The sequence below is a fragment of the Catenulispora sp. GAS73 genome (genome assembly GCF_041262085.1).
Taxonomy (GTDB): Bacteria; Actinomycetota; Actinomycetes; order Streptomycetales; family Catenulisporaceae; genus Catenulispora.
Map to the genome: position 1 here is coordinate 421517 of NZ_JBGCCM010000002.1, position 22158 is coordinate 443674.

17 protein-coding genes are annotated in these 22158 nt (G+C 70.0%); 7 read left to right on the forward strand and 10 right to left on the reverse strand.

Annotation, left to right across the window (positions count from 1 at the left end):
• Positions 1-15 precede the first annotated feature (15 nt).
• Positions 16-528, forward strand: coding sequence for a hypothetical protein (locus ABH935_RS04445; protein ID WP_370376449.1), 513 nt, complete (start codon positions 16-18; stop codon positions 526-528).
• Positions 529-573: 45 nt separating this feature from the next.
• Here ABH935_RS04445 and ABH935_RS04450 read toward each other — a convergent pair whose 3' ends face one another.
• The 6 genes from ABH935_RS04450 to ABH935_RS04475 all read right to left on the reverse strand — a co-directional run bounded on the left by ABH935_RS04450 (position 574) and on the right by ABH935_RS04475 (position 8092).
• Positions 574-1164, reverse strand: a complete 591-nt coding sequence (locus ABH935_RS04450) for a PolC-type DNA polymerase III (RefSeq protein ID WP_194921644.1) — start codon at positions 1162-1164, stop codon at positions 574-576.
• A 46-nt stretch (positions 1165-1210) separates the two neighbouring features.
• Positions 1211-2128 (reverse strand): YdcF family protein, encoded by a 918-nt coding sequence (locus ABH935_RS04455; protein WP_370376450.1) that lies wholly within the window; start codon positions 2126-2128, stop codon positions 1211-1213.
• 259 nt (positions 2129-2387) lie between these two features.
• Positions 2388-3416, reverse strand: coding sequence for a zinc-binding dehydrogenase (locus ABH935_RS04460; protein WP_370376451.1), 1029 nt, complete (start codon positions 3414-3416; stop codon positions 2388-2390).
• 37 nt (positions 3417-3453) lie between these two features.
• On the reverse strand, positions 3454-4320 hold the full coding sequence (locus ABH935_RS04465) for a fructosamine kinase family protein (protein ID WP_370376452.1): 867 nt from the start codon (positions 4318-4320) through the stop codon (positions 3454-3456).
• A 12-nt stretch (positions 4321-4332) separates the two neighbouring features.
• Positions 4333-6069 (reverse strand): sigma-70 family RNA polymerase sigma factor, encoded by a 1737-nt coding sequence (locus ABH935_RS04470; protein ID WP_370376453.1) that lies wholly within the window; start codon positions 6067-6069, stop codon positions 4333-4335.
• Between the two features lie 136 nt (positions 6070-6205).
• Entirely contained in the window at positions 6206-8092 is a 1887-nt protein-coding gene (locus ABH935_RS04475; RefSeq protein WP_370376565.1) for a glycoside hydrolase family 5 protein, read from the reverse strand.
• A gap of 183 nt (positions 8093-8275) precedes the next feature.
• On the opposite strand from ABH935_RS04475, the gene ABH935_RS04480 reads away from it, so the two are divergent.
• From ABH935_RS04480 to htpX, 6 genes are all read left to right on the forward strand, one after another.
• Positions 8276-10345 (forward strand): protease pro-enzyme activation domain-containing protein, encoded by a 2070-nt coding sequence (locus ABH935_RS04480; protein WP_370376454.1) that lies wholly within the window; start codon positions 8276-8278, stop codon positions 10343-10345.
• A gap of 258 nt (positions 10346-10603) precedes the next feature.
• Positions 10604-12037 (forward strand): S8 family serine peptidase, encoded by a 1434-nt coding sequence (locus tag ABH935_RS04485; protein ID WP_370376455.1) that lies wholly within the window; start codon positions 10604-10606, stop codon positions 12035-12037.
• A gap of 74 nt (positions 12038-12111) precedes the next feature.
• On the forward strand, positions 12112-12603 hold the full coding sequence (locus ABH935_RS04490; RefSeq protein ID WP_370376456.1) for a YajQ family cyclic di-GMP-binding protein: 492 nt from the start codon (positions 12112-12114) through the stop codon (positions 12601-12603).
• Positions 12604-12737: 134 nt separating this feature from the next.
• Positions 12738-13913, forward strand: coding sequence for an outer membrane lipoprotein carrier protein LolA (locus ABH935_RS04495; protein WP_370376457.1), 1176 nt, complete (start codon positions 12738-12740; stop codon positions 13911-13913).
• Positions 13914-13926: 13 nt separating this feature from the next.
• Positions 13927-14703: an ABC transporter permease gene (locus tag ABH935_RS04500; protein WP_370376566.1), complete on the forward strand. Its 777-nt coding sequence runs from the start codon at positions 13927-13929 to the stop codon at positions 14701-14703.
• Between the two features lie 130 nt (positions 14704-14833).
• On the forward strand, positions 14834-15715 hold the full coding sequence (gene htpX, locus ABH935_RS04505) for a zinc metalloprotease HtpX (RefSeq protein WP_370376458.1): 882 nt from the start codon (positions 14834-14836) through the stop codon (positions 15713-15715).
• A 758-nt stretch (positions 15716-16473) separates the two neighbouring features.
• On the opposite strand, the gene ABH935_RS04510 is transcribed toward htpX, so the two are convergent.
• The 4 genes from ABH935_RS04510 to nuoK are packed head-to-tail and all read right to left on the reverse strand — an operon-like array spanning position 16474 to position 22157.
• Entirely contained in the window at positions 16474-18000 is a 1527-nt protein-coding gene (locus tag ABH935_RS04510) for an NADH-quinone oxidoreductase subunit N (RefSeq protein ID WP_370376459.1), read from the reverse strand.
• Position 18001: 1 nt separating this feature from the next.
• Entirely contained in the window at positions 18002-19516 is a 1515-nt protein-coding gene (locus tag ABH935_RS04515) for a NuoM family protein (protein WP_370376460.1), read from the reverse strand.
• A gap of 8 nt (positions 19517-19524) precedes the next feature.
• Positions 19525-21735 carry an NADH-quinone oxidoreductase subunit L gene (locus tag ABH935_RS04520; protein WP_370376461.1) on the reverse strand — a complete coding sequence of 737 codons (2211 nt, stop codon included), beginning with the start codon at positions 21733-21735 and terminating at the stop codon, positions 19525-19527.
• Positions 21732-22157, reverse strand: a complete 426-nt coding sequence (nuoK, locus tag ABH935_RS04525) for an NADH-quinone oxidoreductase subunit NuoK (RefSeq protein ID WP_370376462.1) — start codon at positions 22155-22157, stop codon at positions 21732-21734. The genes ABH935_RS04520 and nuoK overlap by 4 nt, the downstream gene beginning before the upstream one ends.
• Position 22158: the final 1 nt, after the last annotated feature.

Below are 22158 nucleotides of genomic sequence, written 5' to 3' on the forward strand. Positions count from 1 at the left end.
TGTAGGTTCTGGGGCGTGGACATCGAGTTGCTGCCGCCCACCGGTTTCACCGGCATGGTCCTGGGCCGTTCCGAGGAGGAGACGGTGCGCGCGGCCGAGCGGTTCGGCCCGGTCAGCGTTGCTCGCGGTGCGCAGATCCAGATTGCCGGGGAGCCGTTTGTCATCCCGACGAAGATGGTCGCCGGCGGTCCGGAGTTCAACTTCGCGCTGACCCTCGACGAGGGCGGGAACGCGGACACCGTCGAGGTGTGGCGGCCGCCGGACCCCGGATACGACGCGACGGTGACGTTCGAAGGCATCGATGTCTTCCGTACGCCTTGGAGCAAGCTGCTCACGGAGCTGGAGTCCCGCGGACACCGCACCGTGCGTCAGGCCGGCGACCGGTTCGCCTACGCGCCGGACCTCGCACTCGGCTTCAGCCGCGACGCCGCGCACGAGGTTCCCGACGACACGGACGGGTTGCCGCTCTACTTCGAGTCCGTCCTCGTCGCCGCGGCCGGCTACTACGACGGGGTGTTCGAGCCGTAGCCCTGCCCGACGCTCGCGTCCATCGCGTAGCCCGACCTAGCGCGTCTAGCGCGACCTGGACAGGAACAGCTCACTGAGCTCGGCACGAGGCTGCGGCACCGCCGCCTGCGGTCGCACCGCCATTCCGCCGACGTTGACCCCGCGCTGCAGGAAGAACCCGAGCAGCCGCGCGGTCGCCAGCGCGTCGCCGAGTGCGCTGTGCGCGTCGGTCAGCTGGACCCCGACCGCCTCGCAGCAGTCCAACAGCTTGTAGGAGGGCCCGGGCAGCAGCGCCTGCGACGTCCGCAGCGTGCAGGCGCCGCCGGCGATCTCCGGGGAGTGCACGCCGATCCGCGCGAACTGCGTCACCAGGAACTTGGCGTCGAAGGCCAGGTTGTGCGCGACCACGATCCGGTCGGCGAGCAGCGCGTGCAGGTCGAGCCCGACGTCCTCGAAGCGCGGCGCCGGCTCCACCATCTCGCGCGTGATCCCGTGCACCCGCGTCGCCCCGACCCCGCCCTCCGGTCGCAGCAGACTGTCCCAACTTCCCGTCACCTGCCCGGCGACGTCCACATGCACGATCGCGACCTCCACGATCTCAGCGATCGGAGGTTGGAACCCTGACGTCTCGACATCGACAACCGCGTATCCGTTCACCAACCCATCTTCGAGGGCGGACACACGTCTGTGTCGAAGGCGCGCCTCAGCGCGGCAGCATCACCAGAGCGGGCGCCGCCAGAAATGCACAGATCGGCAGGTTCACCTTCCAGTAGCGCACGAACACGGCGATGAACTCTCTGATCGTCGCGCTCGGCAGAAAGTACGCGGCGGTCGGCGAGCCGACCACCTGAGCGGGCACTCCGAGGTCCCGCGCGATCAACGCCGCGCGATAGCTGTGGAAGTCGTTGGTGACGACCACGCAGCGGTAGCCCTCTGGCCGGGACTGCCGCATAAGCGCCGCGCTATAGATGAGGTTTTCCTCCGTCGTCCGCGACTGATCCTCTCTAAGGATCCGATCGGCAGGGAACCCACCCTCTACTAGATAGTTCTCCATCGCCTCGGCCTCAGACAGCCGCTCGTCCGATCCCTTACCGCCGGACACGATGAGCATCGGTCCGTTCTGCGCATCAAGCGATTCGTATACAGAGCGCCCGCGCTCCAACCGGCTCGCCAACAGCGGCGACACCCACCGTCCTCCCATCAGGCCCGCGCCGAGCACCACGACGAAGTCGGCGGCGCGCCTTATAGGCATCCGCCTATAGAGGAACCCATAGGTGAGGTAACAGAAGAACAGGAACGCCAAGTAACAGACGACGAGCACCGCGGCGGCGGCCAGACCGATGAGCACATGCCGCCGCGCCACCACGGCCGCCACCAACAACAGCACCAGCGCGATGATGCCGACCCCACAAGCGAGGGACAGAAGGTTCGCGGCAGTCCGCCCCTCCTTACGGAGCATCGTCATGCCGTTGAGGATCAGGAATGTCACCAACGCCATCAGCCCCAGCGTCGGCAGCAAACCCACCGCCACGACGGCCAGCACCCGTCCGTCCCCGGACGTCCGCGTCACTCCGTAGAGCAGGCCCAACCCCAGGAACGACAGCGTCAGCCCGAGGAACACCGCATTGCGGAACCCCCGTGGGTCACGCATCACCGAGTCGACGAACAGAAGCGCGAACAGCGCGGCCAGTACGTAGGCGAACAGAGTGCTTCCCGATTGTCGAGGCCCCGCACCGGCCGGGCCGAATGTCCTGACCTGGCCAGTTTATGGAGCACCCGCGCACTGTGCCTCTGCGCAGCGCGCCGTTGCGGGGATCCTTAGGAGCTCTTTAGCGAGTTCCTATAAAAGTGATCCTATAGAGGCGCCTAGCGGCGAGCCCCTAAAGCGACGGCCGCAGAACAATCCGAATCGGATCCCCGACCTTCTTCTCCAGCCGCTCGACCGCCTCGGCGGCCTCCTCCAGGCTCATCACGCCGGAGATGGAGCGCGCGAAGTTCAGTCGGCCGCCGGCCTCCAGGCGGATCAGCTGGGCGACCGATTCCTCCGGTGAGCCGTAGTGCCCCAGGAGTTGGTACTGCGCGGACTGGAAGCGGGTGCTGTTCTCGATCGTGATCGGCTGGCCGCTCAGGCCGACCAGGATCAGCTTCCCGCCGGGCGCCAGCTGCCGCAGTGCCTGGTCGCGGACGGGGGTCACGCCGGCGAAGTCGAAGGCGTGCTCCAGGCCGAGGCCGCCGGTCGCGGAGCGGATCGTGGTCCGGAGGTCCGGGTCGGCGGAGTCCAGCGCCAGGTCCGCGCCGAAGGCCAGGGCACGTTCGCGGGCCGCCTGGGAAGGGTCGATCGCGATGATCGGGCAGGCGCCGATGGCGCGCAGCAGCTGCACGGCGTGCGCGCCGAGCCCGCCGATGCCCCACACGCCGACCGCCTGCGCCGGGCCGACGTGCGCCGTCGCGGTGATGGCGCCCCACGGCGTCGACACCGCGTCCGGGATGATCGCGCCCTGCTCGAAGGGGATGGAGTCCGGCAGCGCCACCAGCGTGTCCTGCCGCGCCGGCGTGTACTCGGCCCAGCCGCCGTCGTAGTCGACGCCGCGGGTCCACACCTGGCCGTCGCGGACCTCGCCGGCCTGGAGCACCACGCGGTCGCCGGGCTTCCAGGCGGTGACGCCGGGCCCGGCCTCGGCGACCGTCCCGGCGATCTCGTGACCGAGCGTGACTGTGTCCCCGACCAGCAGCCGCGGCTTGGCGAAGTAACCGCGCACCAGATGCACGTCCGACAGGCAGACCCCCGCCGCCTCGACCTTGACCAGCACCTCTCCGGCCCCCGGCGTCGGCTTCTCAACGTCCTCGACGCTCAGCGTCGGGCTGGAAGGGTTCGACAGGTTCAGACGTGCGGCCCGCATGGTCGCCATAGCGCGGCTCCTCTCATAGACGTATATCGGTCAGAGCCTATGAGAACCGCTTCAGCACTTCACGGATGAGCCTCACATACCTCTCCTCCGCCCCGAAGTGCGCGACGACACACAGCCACTCGCGAAGGTTCAGCAGCGTCATGCGCTCCCGCCAGTCGCCGACCGGCGGACGCACCTCGTAGTACGCGGCGAAGAACTCCTCCGGCACGCCGCCGGTGCAATACATCATGCTCACGTCGATCTCGGCCCAGCCGTAGTACACCGCCGGGTCGATGAAGACCGGCAGGTCGTCGAAGTCGGCGATGATGTTGGCGCGCCACAGGTCGCCGTGGACCAACACCGCGGGCGCCTCCGGAAGCAGGCTGGGAAGACGCTCGGCCAAGCGCTCCAGCGCACGCAGGTCCGCGGTCTCGAAAGCCGCCTCGACCTTCGGCTCACGCAGATAGCGCAGGATCCGGTGTTCGGCGAAGAACCGGAACCCGTCCTCGTCCCAGGCGTTCTCCTGCGGCAGCAGACCGAGCATGCCGTCGTGGTGCCAGCCGTGGCGGTCCGAACCGTGGCCGTGCAGCGCGGCGACGGCGCGGCCGGCGGCCTCCCAGAACTGCGGCGTGTCCGGCAGTTCGGAGTTCAGGGCTTCCAGGACCAGCGAATGGGGACCGACGTGCAGGATCTGCGGCGTGGGCAGGCCGCCGATGTCCCGCAGCGCCTCCAGACTTTCGGCTTCCTGACCGAAGAAGCCTTCGGCTACGGAATGACCGCCCTTCACCACGACCTCGCGACCGTCGGCCAACGCGACGCGCCAGGCGGTGTGCGCCACGCCTCCGGTCAAGGGCTCACTGCGGAGTGCCTGACTGCTCGGCGGAAGCAGATCGGGCGTCAGCTCGTCAGTCTTGTCGGCCTGCATGCGACAAGACTCTCAGTCCGAGAAGTCCTGCGTCATCCAGACCGTGCCGCTGCTGTCCCGGAACACCGAGATCCCGATGTGGTGGTAGTCGGTACTCAGGATGTTGCGACGGTGCCCGTCGTCCGGCGGCTGCTCGGCCAGCATGCTGTTGGTCAGGCCGACGGCCATCGAGGCGATGGCGGCGTTCGTGTCCGACACCGGTCCGCCGTCGCCGATGTTCTCGCCGGCCGCCGACCACGACACGCCCGCGGCGGTCTCGCGGTCACCGAGCGCCGGCTCACCGGGGCACTGGTGCGACAAGCCGCAGCCGGACGACATCACCGACGTGTGCGCGGCGGCACTCTTGTTGAGCCCGGCGCTGATCGTCAACGGCGGCAGGCCCTGGCCGGCCCGCGCCTGGTTGATCACGGCAAGCACCTGGTCGGCCGGCGACGCCTGCGACGACGAGCTGGACGAGGACGACGAAGTGGACGGCGCGCCGGTCGAGGCCGGATGAGAACTCTGCGACACGGACGAGCTGGCCGTGGATTGTGTGGGGGGCTTCATGGAGCTCTTCGAAGTACTCGGAGTCGGCTTGGCGGAGTCCGGGCTGGACGACGGCGGCGCCGAAGTGGTCGACGCGGACGTGGACGTCTGGGAATCCGACGGCGTGGGCGTGGCGGCGGCGGAAGTGGAGCTTCCGTCAACAGAGCTTAGCGACGTCACGGCACTGCCGGGCTGGGAGTCGGCCTTGGAGTCGGTCGCCCCGGTCGTCACCACCACGGCCCCGACGACCGCCGTCGTCGCGGCCAGGGCGACAGCGGCCTTGGCGGCGAAGTGCGAGGCCGCGGACCGCGCTCCCGCCCTGTGTATTCGGCGGTGGGAGTGCCTGGTCGGCCGCGGCCCCTGTCCCTGTCCCGGCCCCTGCCCCGGCCCGCCCGGAAGCGGCTGCTGAGCGGCAGCCGCCGCGGGGTGGAACGCCGAGGGCACCGCGCGATGCACGGCCTCGGCCAGCCCGAACGGCAGCGGCACGAGCGGCAGCCGCACCAGCAACCGCTCGGCGGGCACGAAGTCGGTCGCCAGCCCCGCGCAGGTCGGGCACTGCCGGACGTGACGCGCGAACCGCTTGCGCCACAGGGGTTCCGGCCGACCGTGCCAGTTCATGGCCAGGTCCGAGAGCTCCAGGCAGATCGGCGCGGCGCACAGCGCGCGCACCACCGCCCGCGAGACCTCCAGCTGCGCCTTCATCCGCGCGATCCGCACCGTGACGTGGTGCGGCTCCAGCCCGAGCGCGCTGACCAGATCGCCGCGCGTCAGGTGCCCGGCCTCGACCAGCCACCACAGGGACAGCAGCTCGCGGTCGTCGTCGTCCAGCCACGAGGTGGCCATCGCGACCTCGCGCCGCTGCCCGGTCAGCCCGAGCTCGGTGAGCATCAGGTCGGCGAAGTCCGCACCGGGGTCGGCCGGCTCCGGCGCCTCGTCCAGCGACCGCGGCCGGCCCTGATAGGCCCGCGCGTGGTCCCGCACCTGGTTCATCGCCACCGCGACCAGCCAGGACCGGAACACCCGCGGGTCGCGCAGCGTCGGCAGCGACCGCACCACCCGCAGCATGGTCTCCTGCACCACGTCGTCGACGTCGGCGGCCACCGGCAGCGCGCGCCCCACGATGTTGTAGACCAGCGGCAGGTAGTCGGAGACCAGGCGCTCCAAGGCAGCCGGATCCCCCGCCGCCGCCGCGGACACCAAATTCGCGTCTGTTTCCGTCACCATCGTCAGGCCTCCACACCCGAGCTTTTTTGTTCGGACGTAGGGGGAGACCCTAGCCGAGCGCGTGAGTCACAGAAATTTTCGTGATTGTGTTCACGTCCCAGAAGTGGTGAATACCGACATAGAGTCACAGTTCAGATCAGACCAGCGGCCGGCACAGAAGCGCATCCGGAACGCCACCTTCGGCCCATTGCCAGGTGTAGGCGACGCCGGCCACGTACTCGTTGTCCGCGCACTGGCCCTTGTAAGAGCCGGGTGCCCAGTCCGAGGCCGTGGAGCCGCCGCCGGAGGGGCGGTTGTCGCCCTGGTTGAACCAGACGTCGCGGCCGGCGGTCGGCAGCGCGGTGGCCGACGGCGCGCACAGCAGGGCGGCCATCGCGTTGTTGTGGACGCTGTAGCCGACGGCGAAGGCGTTGTCGGGGCACTGGAGCTTGCTGTAGCCGGAAGCCCAGTCGCCTTCGGTCACATAGCGCTCGTCGGTGACGACGGTCCAGGCGCCGGCGCCCTTCGCCGGTTCGGAGGAGTCCGTGCACAGTCCGCGGCTGCTGCCACGCCCCAGGGCCATCAGCCGCTCGGTGTCGGGACAGTCGCCCTTGCGGTTGCCGGAGGACCAGTCGGACTGCGCCAGCATGGTCGTGGAGACGTCGTAGTCGGCGTGGTCGAGGTCGAGCATGTTCCAGTGCGGCGAGGCGGGGACCGGGCCGGTGACGGCGGGGGCTGAGGTCAGCTTCTGCCAGTCAGCGAGACGCCAGTCACCGGGATCGGTGATGCTGACGCGGTTGCCGGACGTGTCGTACGACAGCAGGGCCCAGTTGTCCTGAAGCGATCCGTCGGCGGCGGTGTAGCCGATGAGCGGCCAGATGGCGAAGTCCGTGTCGTCGGCGGCAAGAATATTGGTGAAGTTGTCGAACCAGGCCTGTTCCTTGGCATCGGTCGAGCCGCGGCCGGCCGCGCCGAACTCGCTCACCCAGACCGGGGCTGTGAAGTGCTGGCCGGCCTGCGTGACGAACAGCGCCTCCTGGTTCACCACCGAGGCGAGCTGGTCCGGGGTGAAGTCCTCGTAGCGGGGGTCGCTGGTGGCGCCCGCGCTGCCGGCCGCAGCGCCAGAGTTGTTCGGGCCGGTGTAGCTGTAGAAGTGCGCCGCGTAGACCAGCTTGTCCGAGGTGATCAGGGTGTTGGACAGGTTCTGGACCGGGGTGAGCATCGGGCGGCCGTGGGAGAAGCCGGCGGCCGGGATGCCGTACCAGTTGATGCCTTCCATGATGATCAGCATGTCCGGGTCGGCGGCCAGGATCTGGTTGCCGGCCTCCTCGAAGGCGGCGTACTCGTCGTGGTCGTCGTACCGGCCCCAGTTCGGGTCGTCCCAGGTGTCGCGGCGGACCTCGTTGCGCAGGTCGGCGCCGACCACGCGCTTGTCGTCCTTGTAGCGGTTCACCATGAACAGCCAGTCGGACTCCCACTGCTGCGTGGTCTGCCCGCTGTTCCAGCGCTCGTTCCCGTCCAGGCCGCAGCACCAGCGGTAGCTCGTGGTGTGGTTGTTGAGGATCACCGCGAAGCCGTCGTTCGTCAGGGCACTGACGACGGCGTCGTAGACCTGCAGCGGTGTCCGTCCGCGCAGCTGCGGGTTGGCGGCGACCGCGGCGTCCGGGACGGTCGAGGTGTCGTGGATCATCGCGTCGGCGAACGGCAGCCGGATGGTGTTGATCCCCAGGCCGTGGAAGTCCGCCAGGATCCGCGCGATCGGCGCGCGGTCCAGGGCCAGCGGCACGTCGTAGGAGACCTCGCCGGCGTGGTTCTGCGCCGGATCGGTCGGGGAGCCGCTGCCGGTCCAGTGGCCCTGCGCGCCGTCCCAGTTGCCGCCGACGAGCTTGAAGCGGTCGCCGGTCGCGTCCACGACGTAGCGGCCGCTGGTGCTCAGCGGGCCGGTCCAGGACGCGGCGAGCGAAGCCGTGCCGGTAGTGGCGACGGCCTTGGCGGCGTGCGCCGGTCCCGGCAGCAGCGCGGAGGTCAGCAGTGCGAGCGACATGAACACGGTACGCACTCGTTTGACGGACACGGCTGGAACGTAAGGGGCATGACAGACAGCGTCAATGTTCGAATGCCCGCGGGTGGAAAACTTGATGAGAATATTGCCACACCTTGAATCACCAGACATGAATCTGTTTGTGCTGGATAACACCGATTCATGTTTCGATACCTGGGATGTGCGATGGCGGTCGTGCTGCTGGCCGCCGGGGCGGCCGACGCCGATGCCACGGCCGGCGCGCAGGAGCACGGCGCGCCGGTGAGCGTGCGGATCGGGCTGGCCGGGCAGGATCCGGCGGGCCTGGAGGCGTACGCGCGGGCGGTGTCCACGCCGGGCAGTGCGCAGTACGGCCACTACCTGACACCGGCCCAGGCCCAGGCGCGGTTCGGGGCGACGCAGACGCAGGTCAAGGCCGTGCGAAAGTGGCTCAAGGCGGCCGGGATGCAGGTCACGGGCCAGGACCCGCACTGGATCGACGCGACCGGGACCGCCGGAGCCGTGCGGGCGGCGTTCGGCGGCGGGACCCGGACGCTGGGGCTGACCGCGCCGCCGGAGGTCGCACGGGCCGTGGCGAACGTGGCGCGGCTCGGGCAAACGCAGGTGCGCGGCATGCGGGAGGGGGCGACCGCGGCCATCACGGCCCGGCGCGGGATGAGCGCTCACCCGGTCGGCGCAAGCACGCTCAGGATCGCGGCCAGCGGCCAAGGCGCCGCGGGCTTCGGCCAGGCCGACTCCGCCACCCCGGCCTACACCGGCATCGGCAATCCCACCGCGCCTCACTCCAACGGCGGCACCCCCCTGCCCGCCGACCTGCCGGAACATCCCGACGCCGGTCACTCCGCCGGAGCAACGCCCCGCGCGCGGACGGCGGCGCTCCCGTCCTGCTCCCCCAGTTGGGGCGCGCTCACCGCGGACCCGGGCCTGCCGCGCGGCTACAACACCCCCGAGCCGATCGACGTCTGCGGCTATGTCCCCAGCCAGCTGCGCGCCGCGTACGGCGTCAGCGCCTCCGGCCTGACCGGCTCCGGCGTCACCGTCGCGGTCATCGACGCCTACGGCTCCCCGACGATGCTCACCGACGCGAACCGCTTCGCGCAGAACCACGGCGACGCCCCGTTCGCCGGCAACCAGTACCAGGAGAGCGTCACCGCGAGCCAGTGGACGCACACCACCGACGGGGTCTGCCAGACCCCCGGCGACTGGGCCGGCGAGGAGGCGCTGGACGTCGAGACCGTCCACGGCACCGCCCCCGGCGCGACCGTCCACTACTTCGGCGCGAACTCCTGCGCGGACCAGGACATCAACGCCACCCTGGCGACCATCGTCGACACCCACGCCGCGGACATCATCTCCTCGTCCTTCGGCGAGACCATGCACCGGCTGTCCGGCAACCTCGACCCGGCGCTGATCTCGCAGGCCACGCAGGTGTTCCAGTACGCCGCGACCGAGGGCATCGGCCTGTACTTCGCGACCGGCGACTGCGGCGACGACTCGGCGCGGACCGGACCCGGCTGCGACCCGGGGTCGGCGCGGGCGCAGACCGAGTGGCCGGTCTCCTCGCCGTGGGTGACCGGAGTCGGCGGCACCGCGCTGGCGCTCGGCCCCGACGGCGGTCCGCTGTGGCAGGCCTCGATGGGCGACCGGCGCTCGGCGCTGTCCGACGACGGCAAGAGCTGGGTCCCGTTCCCCGGCGACTTCTACTTCGGCGGAGGCGGCGGGACCAGCGAGGACTTCCAGCAGCCCGACTACCAGAAGGGCGTGGTCCCCGACGCCCTCGCGCACACCCTCGGCACCGGGGCGAAGACCGCGACGCCGATGCGCACCCTGCCGGACGCCGCCATGGACGGCGACCTGCTGACCGCGGTCCAGGTCGGCGTCACGGACGCCACCACCGGCCAGTACGGCGAGATCGCGGTCGGCGGCACCTCGGCCGCCGCGCCGATGTTCGCCGCGACGCAGGCCGACGCGCAGCAGGCGCAGGTCGCGGCGGGCGGCAAGCCGATCGGCTTCGCGAACCCGGACCTCTACAAGCGCGCGACCTCCGCCACGTTCACCGACGTGGTCGCGCAGCCGGCCGGAGCGCCCGCGGACATCTCCACAGTCCTCGACCTCGGCACCGACGCCCAGGGCCGGCACCAGGTGCGGCTGTTCGAGCTCGGACACGATCAGGGTCTGCCCGCCGGACCCGGCTACGACCTCGCGACCGGCTTGGGATCCCCCCGTGAGGAGTATCTGAACTCGTTCAAACACTAGAAGTCAGGACGCGCGGTCACCCTTTCGGGGCGGCCGCGCTTCCGCACACTCCCGAGACGGTACGAACCCGACATACGTACCGATACGGGAGGGTTCATGTTCGGACGCTTAGTCCGTCGTTCCACGTGGGCTGCCACTCTGGCGGCCGCCGCGTTCACAGCAGTGTCACAGGGCGCTGTCTCGGAGACGGCCTCGACGCCGACACCGACTCCAGCGCCGTCGCCGGCCCCGGCGCAGCACATAGCCCGCCATCTGGCGATGCGCACGAACCACATACGGCTGACCGACGACAGCACCGACTACATCGGTCCCGAGAAGTGCTCCGACTACTACGGCGAACTCACCGCCAGAACCGTCCCGAACGCCTTCGGCGGCCGCAATCCGCTGGCCGTCTGCGGCTACACCCCCGAGCAGCTGCGCTACGCCTACGGCGTCACCCAGTCCCGCGAGCGCGGCAAGGGCGTCACCGTCGCTATCGTCGACGCGTACGCCTCCCCCACGATGCTCTCCGACGCGAACCGCTACGCGATGAACCACGACGAGCGGCTGCTGAACCCGAGCCAGTACCGGGAGGTCACTCCCCCGGCGTACCACCACCTCACGGACGGCGAATGCGAGGCGCCGGCGGACTGGGCCGTGGAGCAGGCGCTGGACGTGGAGGCCGTGCACGCCATGGCCCCGCAGGCGAACATCGTCTACGTCGCGGCCGCCTCCTGCGACGACACCGATCTGATGGCGGCGTTGCAGACCGTCGTCGACAACCACCTCGCGACGATCGTCTCCGACTCCTGGGGCGGCATCCCGCACAGCACCTACGGCGACGAGGATCCCGCGACGATGGCCGGGTATTCGGCCCTGTTCCAACGCGGCGGGCAGCAGGGCGTCAGCTTCCTGTTCTCGACCGGGGACTGCGGCGCCGAGGATCCTTCGGCGCAGTGCGCGAGCGGCTCGGCCCGGCCGCAGACCGAGTACCCCGCGCAGGATCCGTGGGTGACCGCGGTCGGCGGGACCAGCCTGGCGATCGGGCCCTGGGACCAGTACGTCGGGGAGGTCGGCTGGGGCGACCGGCGGTCGTCGCTGGCGTCTGGCGGGAGCGCGTGGGCGCCCTCGGCGGGGACCGGCCAGTGGCGGTTCGGGGGTGGCGGCGGGACGAGCGAGGACGTGCCGCAGCCGAGCTACCAGGCCGGGGTCGTCCCGCAGGCGCTGGCCACGACACTGCTCAGCGGCAAGCCGGCGACGCAGCCGATGCGCACGGTGCCGGACGTGGCGATGGACGCCGATCCCATGACCGGCTTCCTGACCGGGGTCACGCAGAAGCTGCCGAACGGCACGGTCGGCTACGCGGAGTCGACGATCGGCGGCACCTCACTGGCCGCCCCGCTGTTCGCCGGCGTAATGGCCGACGCCGAACAGGCCGCCGGTCATCCATTCGGCTTCCTCAACCCGGCCCTGTACAGCCTGGCGGCCGGCGGCGCGTTCCACGACGTGACCCCGACCTCGCTCGGCGCGGACTCCCCGCGCCCGGGCACGCCGCCGGCCACGGTGGTCGACCTGGGCCTGGACGGCAAGGGAGCGCACCAGGCGCGGCTGTACCAGCTCGGTGACGACGGATTGCTGGCCACCGGTACCGGCTACGACGACGTCACCGGTCTTGGCTCGCCTTCTCGGTCCTACTTGCGTTCGTGGAAGTAGCGACGCGTCTAGGATCGTTCAGCGCGGCGGACATGCTCCGCCGAGGAGAGCTGAGTAGAAAAGAGGACCGGACTGTGGCTTCGGAGTCGTCGTTCGACGTGGTGAGCAAGGTCGAGAGGCAGGAGATCGACAACGCGCTGAACCAGGCGTCGAAGGAGATCGCCCAGCGCTTCGACTTCCGCGGGGTGGACGCCGAGATCCGGTGGTCCGGCGAGGGCATCGAGATGAAGGCGAGCTCCGAGGAGCGGGTCGCGGCGGTGCTCGACGTGTTCAAGGACAAGCTGGTCAAGCGCAAGATCTCGCTGAAGGTGCTGGACGCCTCGGACCCGCGGGTGTCGGGCAAGGAGTACCGGATCAGCGTCGCGATCAAGGAGGGGATCTCCTCGGAGAACGCGAAGAAGATCTCCAAGCTGATCCGCGACGAGGCGCCCAAGAGCGTCAAGGCGCAGATCATCGGCGAGGAGCTGCGCGTGTCCTCGAAGTCGCGCGACGACCTGCAGGCCACGCAGTCGCTGCTCAAGGAGCAGGACTACGATTTCGCGATCCAGTTCACCAACTACCGGTGAGCCGGTGAGCCGGACGGCGCCGGCGCTGTCGGCGTCGTCGGCGTCGTCGGCGCGGTCGGCACGGTCGGCGTCGTCGGCGTCGGCGTCGGCGTCGCGGGCTTAGTCCGGGGGAGGCGCACCGGATGCACCGGCGCATGCTCGTTCCGCTCGTGGCGGCGGCGGCCGTGGTGGTCGTCGCCGCCGTCTCGCACGGCCTCGGCGCGTCGGATTCGCCGCGTCTGCCCGGTATATCCACCTTGTCGCTGCTGCAGAAAATCGGGAAGCCGCAGACGCCGACGGTGTCCGGGACCGTGCAGCTGACGGTCGATGTGGGGCTGCCGAAGCTGCCCAAGCTCGGCGGCGACGGCGGGGCGGATCCGATGCGGCTGCTGTCGGGGGTCCACTTCGTGCGGGTCGCCACTGACAACTCCGGCCCCGAACCGCGCGAGCGGATCGGGGTGCAGGACACGCTGTCGGAGTACGACCTGTACCGCGACGGCAGTGATCTGTGGGCGTGGGACTCGTCGCACCAGACGGCGCGGCACAGCACGGTCAACGCTCTGACCGCGGCGCTGCTTTCGTTCGCCTCGCCGTCGGAGTTGGCGAAGACGTTCACGGGGCCGACGGCGGTCCAGACGCTGTTGTTCGACACCGCGTACTCGGCCCGGCAGACGACGCAGGTCGCGGGGCGGGACTGCTACGTCCTGCAGATCACCCCGCATTCGGACGGGACCACCGTCGGTTCGGTACAGGTCGCGGTCGACGCGGCGACCGGGGTACCGCTGAGCGTCGCGATCTATCCGACGGGATCGTCGAGCCCTGCGATCCGGGCGGAGTTCGAGACGGTGAGCTTCGCCGCCGACACCTCGGAGCTGCGTTTCACGCCACCGCCCGGCGCGAAGGTGGTCGACGAGCCCGCACCGGCGCTGGACACGACGGTGAATCCGGTGCTCGGCGCCGGGAAGGGCTGGACTGCGGCGGTGGCGATCGGCGGCTTCGACCCGACGAAGCTGATTGCGGGGCTCGGCGCCGGCCATGACGCCCAGCAGCCGGCACCGGAGGGAGCGGCTGCGGTGTTGGCGGCGTTGGCCGGGACTCCGGGAACGCCGCTGCAGAGCTATCTGCGGATGATGATGGCGGCCGGGGACAAGACTCCGGTCGGGCTGGTCTGGAGCAGCCGGTTGGTCAGTCTGGTGTTCACGCCGGACCAGCGGCTGTTCGTCGCCTTCGCGACACCGGAGTCGCTGGAGGCGACGGTCGCCGCGACACCGGGGACACCGGGGACACCGTCGAAATCTGTTTCTGTCTCGGAGGTGGGGAGCCATTCCTAGCATCGAGCTGGCCCTGACCTTCCGCCGGCGTCGCAATCTGCTGATCCTCGCGGTCCTCGCGGTGGTGCCGGTGCTGCTCGGGGTCTCGATCCGGGTGTCCGGGCTCGGGTCCGGGACCGGCACCGGGATGCTGAACCAGGTGGCCGGCAACGGCCTGTTCCTGGTCTTCGCGTCGCTGGCGCTGATGGTCCCGCTGTTCCTGCCGGTGGCGGTCGGCGTGGTCGCCGCGGACCAGGTGGCCGGGGACGCCGCCGACGGGACGCTGCGGACTGTGCTGGCGTGGCCGGTGGGCCGGACTCGGCTGCTCGCGGCCAAGCTCATCGCGGCGGTCGTGTACGCGGTGGCTGCGACGTGCACGGTGACGCTGTCGGCGCTGGCGACCGGCGCGGTGCTGTTCCCGATGCGGGACGTGACGATGCTTAGCGGGGCGACGATCCCGCTGGGCGCGGCGTTCGGGCGTGCGGTGCTCATCGCGGGGGTCGTGACCTGCTGCATGGCCGGGGTGGCGGTCCTCGGGCTGACGATCTCGACGCTGACCGACTCCCCCGCCACTGCGCTGGCCGGGACGATCGGGCTGATCGTCGTCGCCGAGATCGCCGGCTCGATCCCGCAGCTGACCTCGGTACAGCCGTGGCTGTTCTCGTTCGACTGGCTGGCCTTCGCCGACCTGCTGCGCACCCCCGTCTACTGGGGCACGATCTCGCACAGCCTGTGGCTCCAGGCGGGCTACGCCGTGGTCGCCATCTGCCTGGCCTGGGCCCGTTTCACCTCCCGGGATCTGGCGGTTTAGCCGCTCCCACCCCTCCCGCCTCACCCGCCCGGCCCACCGCCCGGCCGACCGCCCGGGAACCCCGGAGATCTTCACCTACGTTGGACTGAAGGGGAAGGGCAAGGACGAGGGAAAACGGGCAAGGACGTCGATGACATCGACCACGCATCTCCATGGGCGCCACAACGCCGTGAAAACCGCGGCACTGATGGGCCTGCTGTCGGCGATCATCGTCGGGATCGGCAGCTTCTGGGGTCGGACCGGTGTCACATTCGCCCTGCTCATCGCGGTGGGCACCAACGCCTACGCGTACTGGAACAGCGACAAGATGGCGCTGCGCTCCATGCGTGCCCAGCCGGTCAGCGAGGTCGAGCAGCCGGCGATGTACCGCATCGTCCGCGAACTGTCGACGCAGTCCCGCCAGCCCATGCCGCGCTTGTACATCTCCCACACCGACGCCCCGAACGCCTTCGCCACCGGCCGCAACCCCCAGCACGCCGCCGTGTGCTGCACGACGGGCATCCTGGACCTCCTCAACGAGCGCGAGCTACGCGGCGTCCTGGGCCACGAACTGTCGCATGTCTACAACCGCGACATCCTCATCGCCTCCATCGCCGGCGCGCTGGCCAGCGCAGTCATGTGGCTGGTGAATTTGGCCTGGCTGATCCCGGTCGGGCGCTCCGAGGACGACGACGGGCCCGGGCTGGTCGGGATGCTCGCGATCATGTTCCTGGGGCCGCTGGCGGCGTCGATGATCCAGCTGGCCATCGGGCGGTCGCGTGAGTACCAGGCCGATGCTTCGGGCGCGCGGCTGACGAACGATCCGCTGGCGCTGGCTTCGGCGCTGGTGAAGCTGGAGCGGGGGACGCAGGCGCGGCCGTTGGCGCCGGAGCCGGAGCTGATGATTGCTAGTTCGATGATGATTGCGAATCCGTTTCGGGGGGCGGGGATGTCGCGGTTGTTTTCGACGCATCCGGCGATTCCGGAGCGGGTGCGGCGGTTGGAGGAGATTGCTGGGGAGAGTTTGCGGTAGGGGGGTGGGGGTGGGGGGTGGTGGGTGGTGCGGGGGGCTCGTTTGGGGGGCTGGTGCAGGTGGGCTGGTGCGGTTTGCTTGGTGGGTTTTAAGGCTTTTTACGGCTTCGCGCATGGTTTGATGACCTCGCAGGGGGACGCAGTTCGGTTGTGCCCCGCTGGTTGCGCTGGCGGCTGGCGGTTTTGGTGTCGGTGTCGGCGGCGGTGTCGGTGTCGGTGTCGGCGGCGCGTGCTATATCTACGTATAAGGGGGGATAATTCCATAACAAAATGGCGGCATGCCCGACTCGCACACTGGTTCACGTCGGCGGCTGCCGGTTTTCGTGTCCACGACCGCGCGCCGGTCCGAGTCACTGCGCATGTCGTAGGCGGCAATCGTTGGGCGTGGTGGGCACCTTGAGGCCTCCGGCGGGCGCTCTACAGCGAGGGGGCGACCCGCGCGTCCGGCGGTTCGGCGGCGGCCCGCGACTGTTCGGCTTCCTATCCGCTGTTGCCTGCGTTGCGCTGGTCGGCGGTGGTCGCTGCTTGTGGTCACCGAGGTTCTGGGTCCCTCGCCGCGTCGTCGCCGTAAACGGAACCAGCCCGGTTTGGCGGAATCAAGCCGCACCCCTGCTGCTGTGGTCCAGCCGCGCCCGGCTTGACACCGCCAAACCGGCCAGGTTGGCAGAGCCCGCCGACGCGGCGAGGGACCCAGAACCAACACCCCGCATGGTCCGGTCGGACACGACTCACCACATCGCCGGTCCGAGCAGCGCCGCCCTAAAACGCCCCCAGCGCCGACTGCGGCCAGACCGAGAACAGCAGCGCTGCCAGCACCGTCAGCCCGATCGCGAACCGCAGTGTGGCCGGCGAGCGGCCGACGGCCGCCGTGGCAGCGTCCGGAGTCGCGAACAGGCGCGCGGTCCAGCTCAGGTAGTAGTACAGCGCGATCACCACGTTCACTGCCATCACCACCGCCAGCCACACCAGGTGCGAGCCGGCTGCGGCGCCGAACACTGCCACCTTCGCGAACAGTCCCATCAAGCCCGGGGGCAGGCCGGCGAGGCAGAGTAGGAAGAAGGCCAGCGCCGCTGAGGCCAGTGGCCGTGTCTTCGCCAGACCGCGGTAGGCGTCCAGGCTCGTGCTGTGCACCGAGTGCACTACCGCGAATGCGCCGAGGTTCATCGCGGCGTACATGATGATGTAGGCCACCGAGGCGTTGATGTGCTTCGTGTACGACGTCGGATCGTGCGCCGCCAGTGGTACCAGGATGTATCCCGCTTGCCCGATCGTGGACCAGGCCAGTAGTCGCACCGCGTCGCGCTGGCGTAGTGCGACCAGGTTCCCGAGTGACATCGTCAGCGCGGCCAGCACCGCCAGCAGGGGGCCGGTCTTGTTCAGCAGGGGGCTGAAAGCCGTGCCGGTCAACAGGATCAGTCCGGCGAAGCCCGCCGCCTTCGAGACCACCGAGAGGTACGCCGCGACCGGTACCGGTGCGCCGGCGTAGGTGTCCGGCGTCCAGAAGTGGAACGGGACCGCTGACACCTTGAAGCCGAACCCGACCAGCGTCATCCCTGCTCCGAGGTAGGCCAGGTGCCGGATCGGGCCGCTGGTCCCGCCGGTCGCGCCCGTCAGCGCGTGCAGGTGCAGTGCGACCGGGCCGAAGTGCACGTTGCCCGTCGCGCCGTAGACCAGGCTGATGCCGAACAGCATCACCGCTGTCGAGGCCACCGATACCAGGAAGAACTTCAGGGCCGCCTCGGAGGACCGGCCGCTCCAGCGCTTCAGCCCGACCAGTGCGAACGCCGGCAGCGACACCGTCTCCAGCGCGATGGTCAGCGTGATCAGGTCCCGGGAGGCGGCGAGGACAAGCACGCCTGCCACTGAGGACAGCAGCAGGAAGTGGTACTCCCCCGTCGGGATCCGGTCCCGCTTCATCGAGGCGGCAGACATCAGGACCACGATGAACGCGCCGGCCAGGGCGATGAACTGGAAGATGAGCGTGAAGCGGTCGGCGACGTAAGAACACGTGCTCGGCATGCCGTGCGGCTCGCCGATCCCCAGTGAGTACAGGCCGGCGGCGCTCTGCGGCATGCAGAACGTGCCGATCGTGCGCCCCGGCCACAAGGCGATGTCCGGGGCTGCGGCCCCGGCGAGCACCAGCAACGACAGCCACGACACCAGCGGCTTCCGCTTCGGCGGCAGGAAGACCTCCGCCACCAGCACCGCCACCGCTCCCGCCGCGACGATCAGCGGGGCGGCGATCTGCGCGTACGAGACGTTCTGGACCAGGGAGGAGATCGTCACGTCAGACTCCCTTCATCAGGACGCGGACAGCGGGATTGGTGATGCCCAACAGCAGCGCCGGCCACAGGCCGGCGAGCAGTGTCAACAGGACCAGCGGCGTCCAGGTCGCGGTCTCCACCGCGGTCAGCTCGGTCACCGGCTGCTCGCTCGGCGTCGCGGCCGGGCCCATGCACACCCGCCGCACCACGGCCAGCAGATACGTCGCCGTCAGCACCAGGCCGACCGCCGCGATCGAGGCCATCGCGATGTACGAGCCCTGCGTCAGTCCGGTGCCCGGCCTGGTCGCCGAGAACAATGCCAGGACCTCGCCCCAGAATCCGGCGAGTCCGGGCAGGCCCAGCGAAGCCATGGCCGCGAAGGCGATCAGCACGCCGTACTTCGGTGCCCGCCGGTACAGGGCCCGTCCGATGTCGTCGAGTTTCGCCGAGTGCACGCGCACCTTGAGGCCGCCGACGAGGAAGAACAGCAAGCCGGTGATCAGGCCGTGCGCCACCGAGGCGAACAGGGCCGCGTTCATGCCGACCGTGGTCAGTGAACCGATGCCGAGCAGTACGAAGCCCATGTGGCCGATCGAGGAGTAGGCGATCAGCCGCTTCAGATCCCCGTCGGGCTTGCGCGCGATCGACAGGCAGGCGAGCGAGCCGTAGATGACGCCCACGACGCCGAACGCCGCCAGTGCCGGCGCGTACGTCGGCGCGGCCTGCGGCAGGATCGGCACCGCGATGCGGACGAACCCGTACGTCCCCATCTTCAGCAGCACTCCGGCCAGCAGCACCGATCCGGTGGTCGGTGCGGCGGTGTGCGCGTCGGGGAGCCAGGTGTGCAGCGGGAACATCGGCGTCTTCACCGCGAATCCGAGCGCGATCAAGGCGAAAGCCGTCAGGGCGGCGCCCTTCGGTACGTCGCCCCGGGCGTGCGCGGTCAGCCACGCCATGTCGAAGCTGTCGGCGTAGGCGAAGAGCACCAGGAAGCCGACGACCATCACCGCCGAGCCGAGCAGCGTGTACAGGATGAACTTGTTCGCCGCCGCCTTCGCCCCGTCGGTGCCCCAGTAGGCGATCAGCGCCCACATCGGCAGCAGCACGATCTCGAAGAAGACGAAGAACAGGATCAGGTCGGCGGCCAGGAAGGTCCCGAGCATGCCGATTTCGAGCAGGAGCAGCAGGGCCGTGTACGACCTCTGACTTCCGCCGTCGGGCATGTGCCGGATCGAGTAGAAGAAGCACAGCGCCGACAGCAGCGCGGTGAGCAGTACCAGCGGCAGCGAGATGCCGTCGACGCCGAGCTGGAACCGGATGTGCAGAGCCGGGATCCAGTTCCAGTTGACGCCCGCCTGGTATCCGGTCTTCGTGTAGTCGAAGACGCAGGCCAGTGCGGCGGCGAGCACCAGCACGGCACCGCCGGCGTAGAAGCCGACGCGTGTTGCGGAGCGTTCGGCGACGTCCCGCGGCAGGAGGTAGAGCACTGCGATACCGGCCAGCGGGACCAGCAGCATCGCCAGCAGAAGGGCCTTCATCCCTTTCCCTACCTTCCGAATCCGAGGGCGGCGGCGATGACGACGACTCCGGTCAGCACCCCGGTCAGGTAGAGCTGGACGTTGCCGGTCTGGATCCGGCGCAGCCCCTCGCCGAGCAGGCGGGCCGCGTGCCCACTGCCGCGCACGTAGGCGTCCACGACTTCGGTGTCGAGGAAGCCGACGGCGTCCGCGGCGGCCTGGGTCGGGCGGACCACGACCGCGTCCTGGAGGTCGTCGGCGCGGAAGCCGAGGAAGGCGGGTTTGCGCAGGAAGCCGAGGACGTGGTTCGGATCCGTGCCGGGCTTGGCGCGGGCGGCGACGAGGACCACGCCGAGGCCGAGGGCCAGGGCGAGCAGCGCCAAGAGGATCGACAGCAGGCCCGGGCCCAGGTGGTAGGCGTCGGCGGGCTGGATGAGCTTGCCCGCTTCGGCTGCCTTGGCGTGGTAGGCGTTGCCGTCCGCGTCGCCGAGCCACGAGGCGAACCAGCCGAGGTTCAGGCCGGCGAAGCCGAACACGGTGGTGACCGCGGCGAGGACGACGAGCGGGAGGAGTTCGGCGCGTGGTGCTTCGGGGCCGGTCCTGACCTTGGTCTTGGCCTTGGTGGCTTTCGCGGCCTCGGCGGATGCGCTGGCGTCGGCGGCCGCGGCGACCTCGGCGGCCGTCTTCTCGCGGATGGATTCCGCGACAAGTGCTTCCAGGGCCCACTCACTGCCTGCGGCGGCATCGGCTGCCGTCGGGGGCGCGACTTCAGTTTCGGCCTTGGCCTCGGCCTCAGCCATGCTCACGCCGGACGGTGCCGGAGCCTGGGGCTGGCGCTGCGAGAGCTCGACGGCCGACCGGAACCAGCCGCGTTCCAGCGGGCCGAAGAGCATCAGCCAGGTGCGCAGGGCGTAGGCGGCGGTGAGGAAGCCGGTCAGGAGCGTGGCGACGAGGACCAACCAGCCGATGCCGGCTGGTGGCGTGAGGCCGAGGAGGGACTTGGTCGGGCCGCTGTGCGTCGCGGTGTCGTAGGCCGCGCCGGCGATCGACTCCTTGGAGAAGAACCCTGAGAAGGGCGGGACGCCGGCGAGCGCGGCGAGGCCGATCGTCATGGTGATGAACGTGACCGGCAGTTTGCGGCGCAGGTCCTGGGTGTTGAGCTCGTCCACATCGCCTGTGCCGGCCTTGTGGATGATGACGCCGGCGCCGAGGAACAGCAGGGCTTTGAATCCGCCGTGCGACATCAGGTGGAAGACCGCCGCGTCCCGGCCGCCGGCCGCGAGCGCCGCGACCATCAGCGCGAGCTGGCTGACCGTGGAGTAGGCGAGGATGCGTTTGAGGTCGCGCTGCGCGAAGGCGGAGAGCGCGGCGGTCACGGTGGTGAGGGTCGCCGCGATCGCGAGGATCCACAAGGCCGCCGGCGTCACCAGGAACACCGGGTAGAGGCGGGCCACGACGTAGACGCCGGCGGCGACCATGGTGGCCGCGTGGATCAGGGCACTGATGGGGGTCGGGCCGGCCATCGCGTCCGGGAGCCAGGTCTGGAGCGGGACCTGCGCGCTCTTGCCCATGACGCCGCCGATCAGCAGGATCGCGCCGGCGGCGGTGTAGCCGTGGCCGCCCTGCTGGATCGCGTGCTGCAGGATCGGCTGGACGCGGAAGGTGCCCGCGCCGTGCGCCAGGAACAGGATGCCCAGCAGGAAGGGGACGTCGCCGAACTTGGTGACGAGGAAGGCCTTGATGCTGGCGCCGCGGGCCTCGGGGCGTTCCCAGTGGTGGCCGATGAGGAAGTAGGAGCAGGCGCCCATGACCTCCCAGCCGACCAGCAGGACGAGCAGGTCGGTGGAGTAGACGACGACCAGCATCGCCGCCGTGAACAGCGAGATGAGGGCGGAGTAGGAGGTGTAGCGCTCCTCGTGGGCCATGTAGCTGACCGAGTAGAGCTGGACCGCGGTGGCCACGACGCCGACCAGGACCGCGATCAGGGCGGCCAGGCCGTCGACGCGGGCGCCGAGCCAGAGCTCGGGGCCGCCGGTCGCGGCGTAGCGGATGCGGGACTCGGTGGCGGCGCCGGTGCCGTGGCCGACCAGGACGACGAAGGTGAGGACGGCCGCGGCGGCGATGGGGAGGACGGCCAGGGCGGGGACCGTTCGGCGGCCCCGGCCGGACAGCGAGACCGCCGCGAGGGCCGCGGCGGAGAGCAGGGGGAGGAGGGGGATCCAGAGGGCCAGGGTGCTCATTTGGTCACCGCCTTGGGGGTTCGGGCGGCTGTCGCGGTGGCGGTGTTGGCGGCGTCGGCGTTGCCGTTGCCGTCACCGTCTGCTTGCGGCGGGACCCGCTTGAGGCCCAGGGCGCCGTCCTCGCCGAGTTCGCGGGCGTCGTCGATGGCCGCGGTGCCGCGGTTGCGGTAGAGGAGCAGGACGATGGCCAGGCCCAGGCCGGTCTCGGCGGCGGCGACGGTGATGAGGAAGATCGTGAAGACCTGGCCCATGCCGTACTGGTCGCGCAGGAGGCTGGAGAACGTGACGAGGTTGAGGTTGACCGCGTTCAGGAGGAGTTCGATCGCCATGAGGACGGCCACCGCGTTGCGGCGTGCGAGGACGCCGTAGACGCCGACCGCGAAGAGCAGCGCGGCGAGGGTGAGGGGGTAGATGGCGTGCATG

Excerpts from the sequence above, each read along its gene's own strand:
- ABH935_RS04495 (WP_370376457.1), top strand. The coding sequence starts at position 12,738 with ATGCTCGTTCCGCTCGTGGCGGCGGCGGCCGTGGTGGTCGTCGCCGCC.
- ABH935_RS04475 (WP_370376565.1), bottom strand. The coding sequence starts at position 8,092 with ATGTCGCTCGCACTGCTGACCTCCGCGCTGCTGCCGGGACCGGCGCAC.
- ABH935_RS04485 (WP_370376455.1), top strand. The coding sequence starts at position 10,604 with ATGCGCACGAACCACATACGGCTGACCGACGACAGCACCGACTACATC.
- ABH935_RS04470 (WP_370376453.1), bottom strand. The coding sequence starts at position 6,069 with ATGGTGACGGAAACAGACGCGAATTTGGTGTCCGCGGCGGCGGCGGGG.
- nuoK (WP_370376462.1), bottom strand. The coding sequence starts at position 22,157 with ATGCACGCCATCTACCCCCTCACCCTCGCCGCGCTGCTCTTCGCGGTC.
- ABH935_RS04465 (WP_370376452.1), bottom strand. The coding sequence starts at position 4,320 with ATGCAGGCCGACAAGACTGACGAGCTGACGCCCGATCTGCTTCCGCCG.
- ABH935_RS04460 (WP_370376451.1), bottom strand. The coding sequence starts at position 3,416 with ATGGCGACCATGCGGGCCGCACGTCTGAACCTGTCGAACCCTTCCAGC.
- ABH935_RS04520 (WP_370376461.1), bottom strand. The coding sequence starts at position 21,735 with ATGAGCACCCTGGCCCTCTGGATCCCCCTCCTCCCCCTGCTCTCCGCC.
- htpX (WP_370376458.1), top strand. The coding sequence starts at position 14,834 with ATGACATCGACCACGCATCTCCATGGGCGCCACAACGCCGTGAAAACC.
- ABH935_RS04480 (WP_370376454.1), top strand. The coding sequence starts at position 8,276 with ATGGCGGTCGTGCTGCTGGCCGCCGGGGCGGCCGACGCCGATGCCACG.
- ABH935_RS04515 (WP_370376460.1), bottom strand. The coding sequence starts at position 19,516 with ATGAAGGCCCTTCTGCTGGCGATGCTGCTGGTCCCGCTGGCCGGTATC.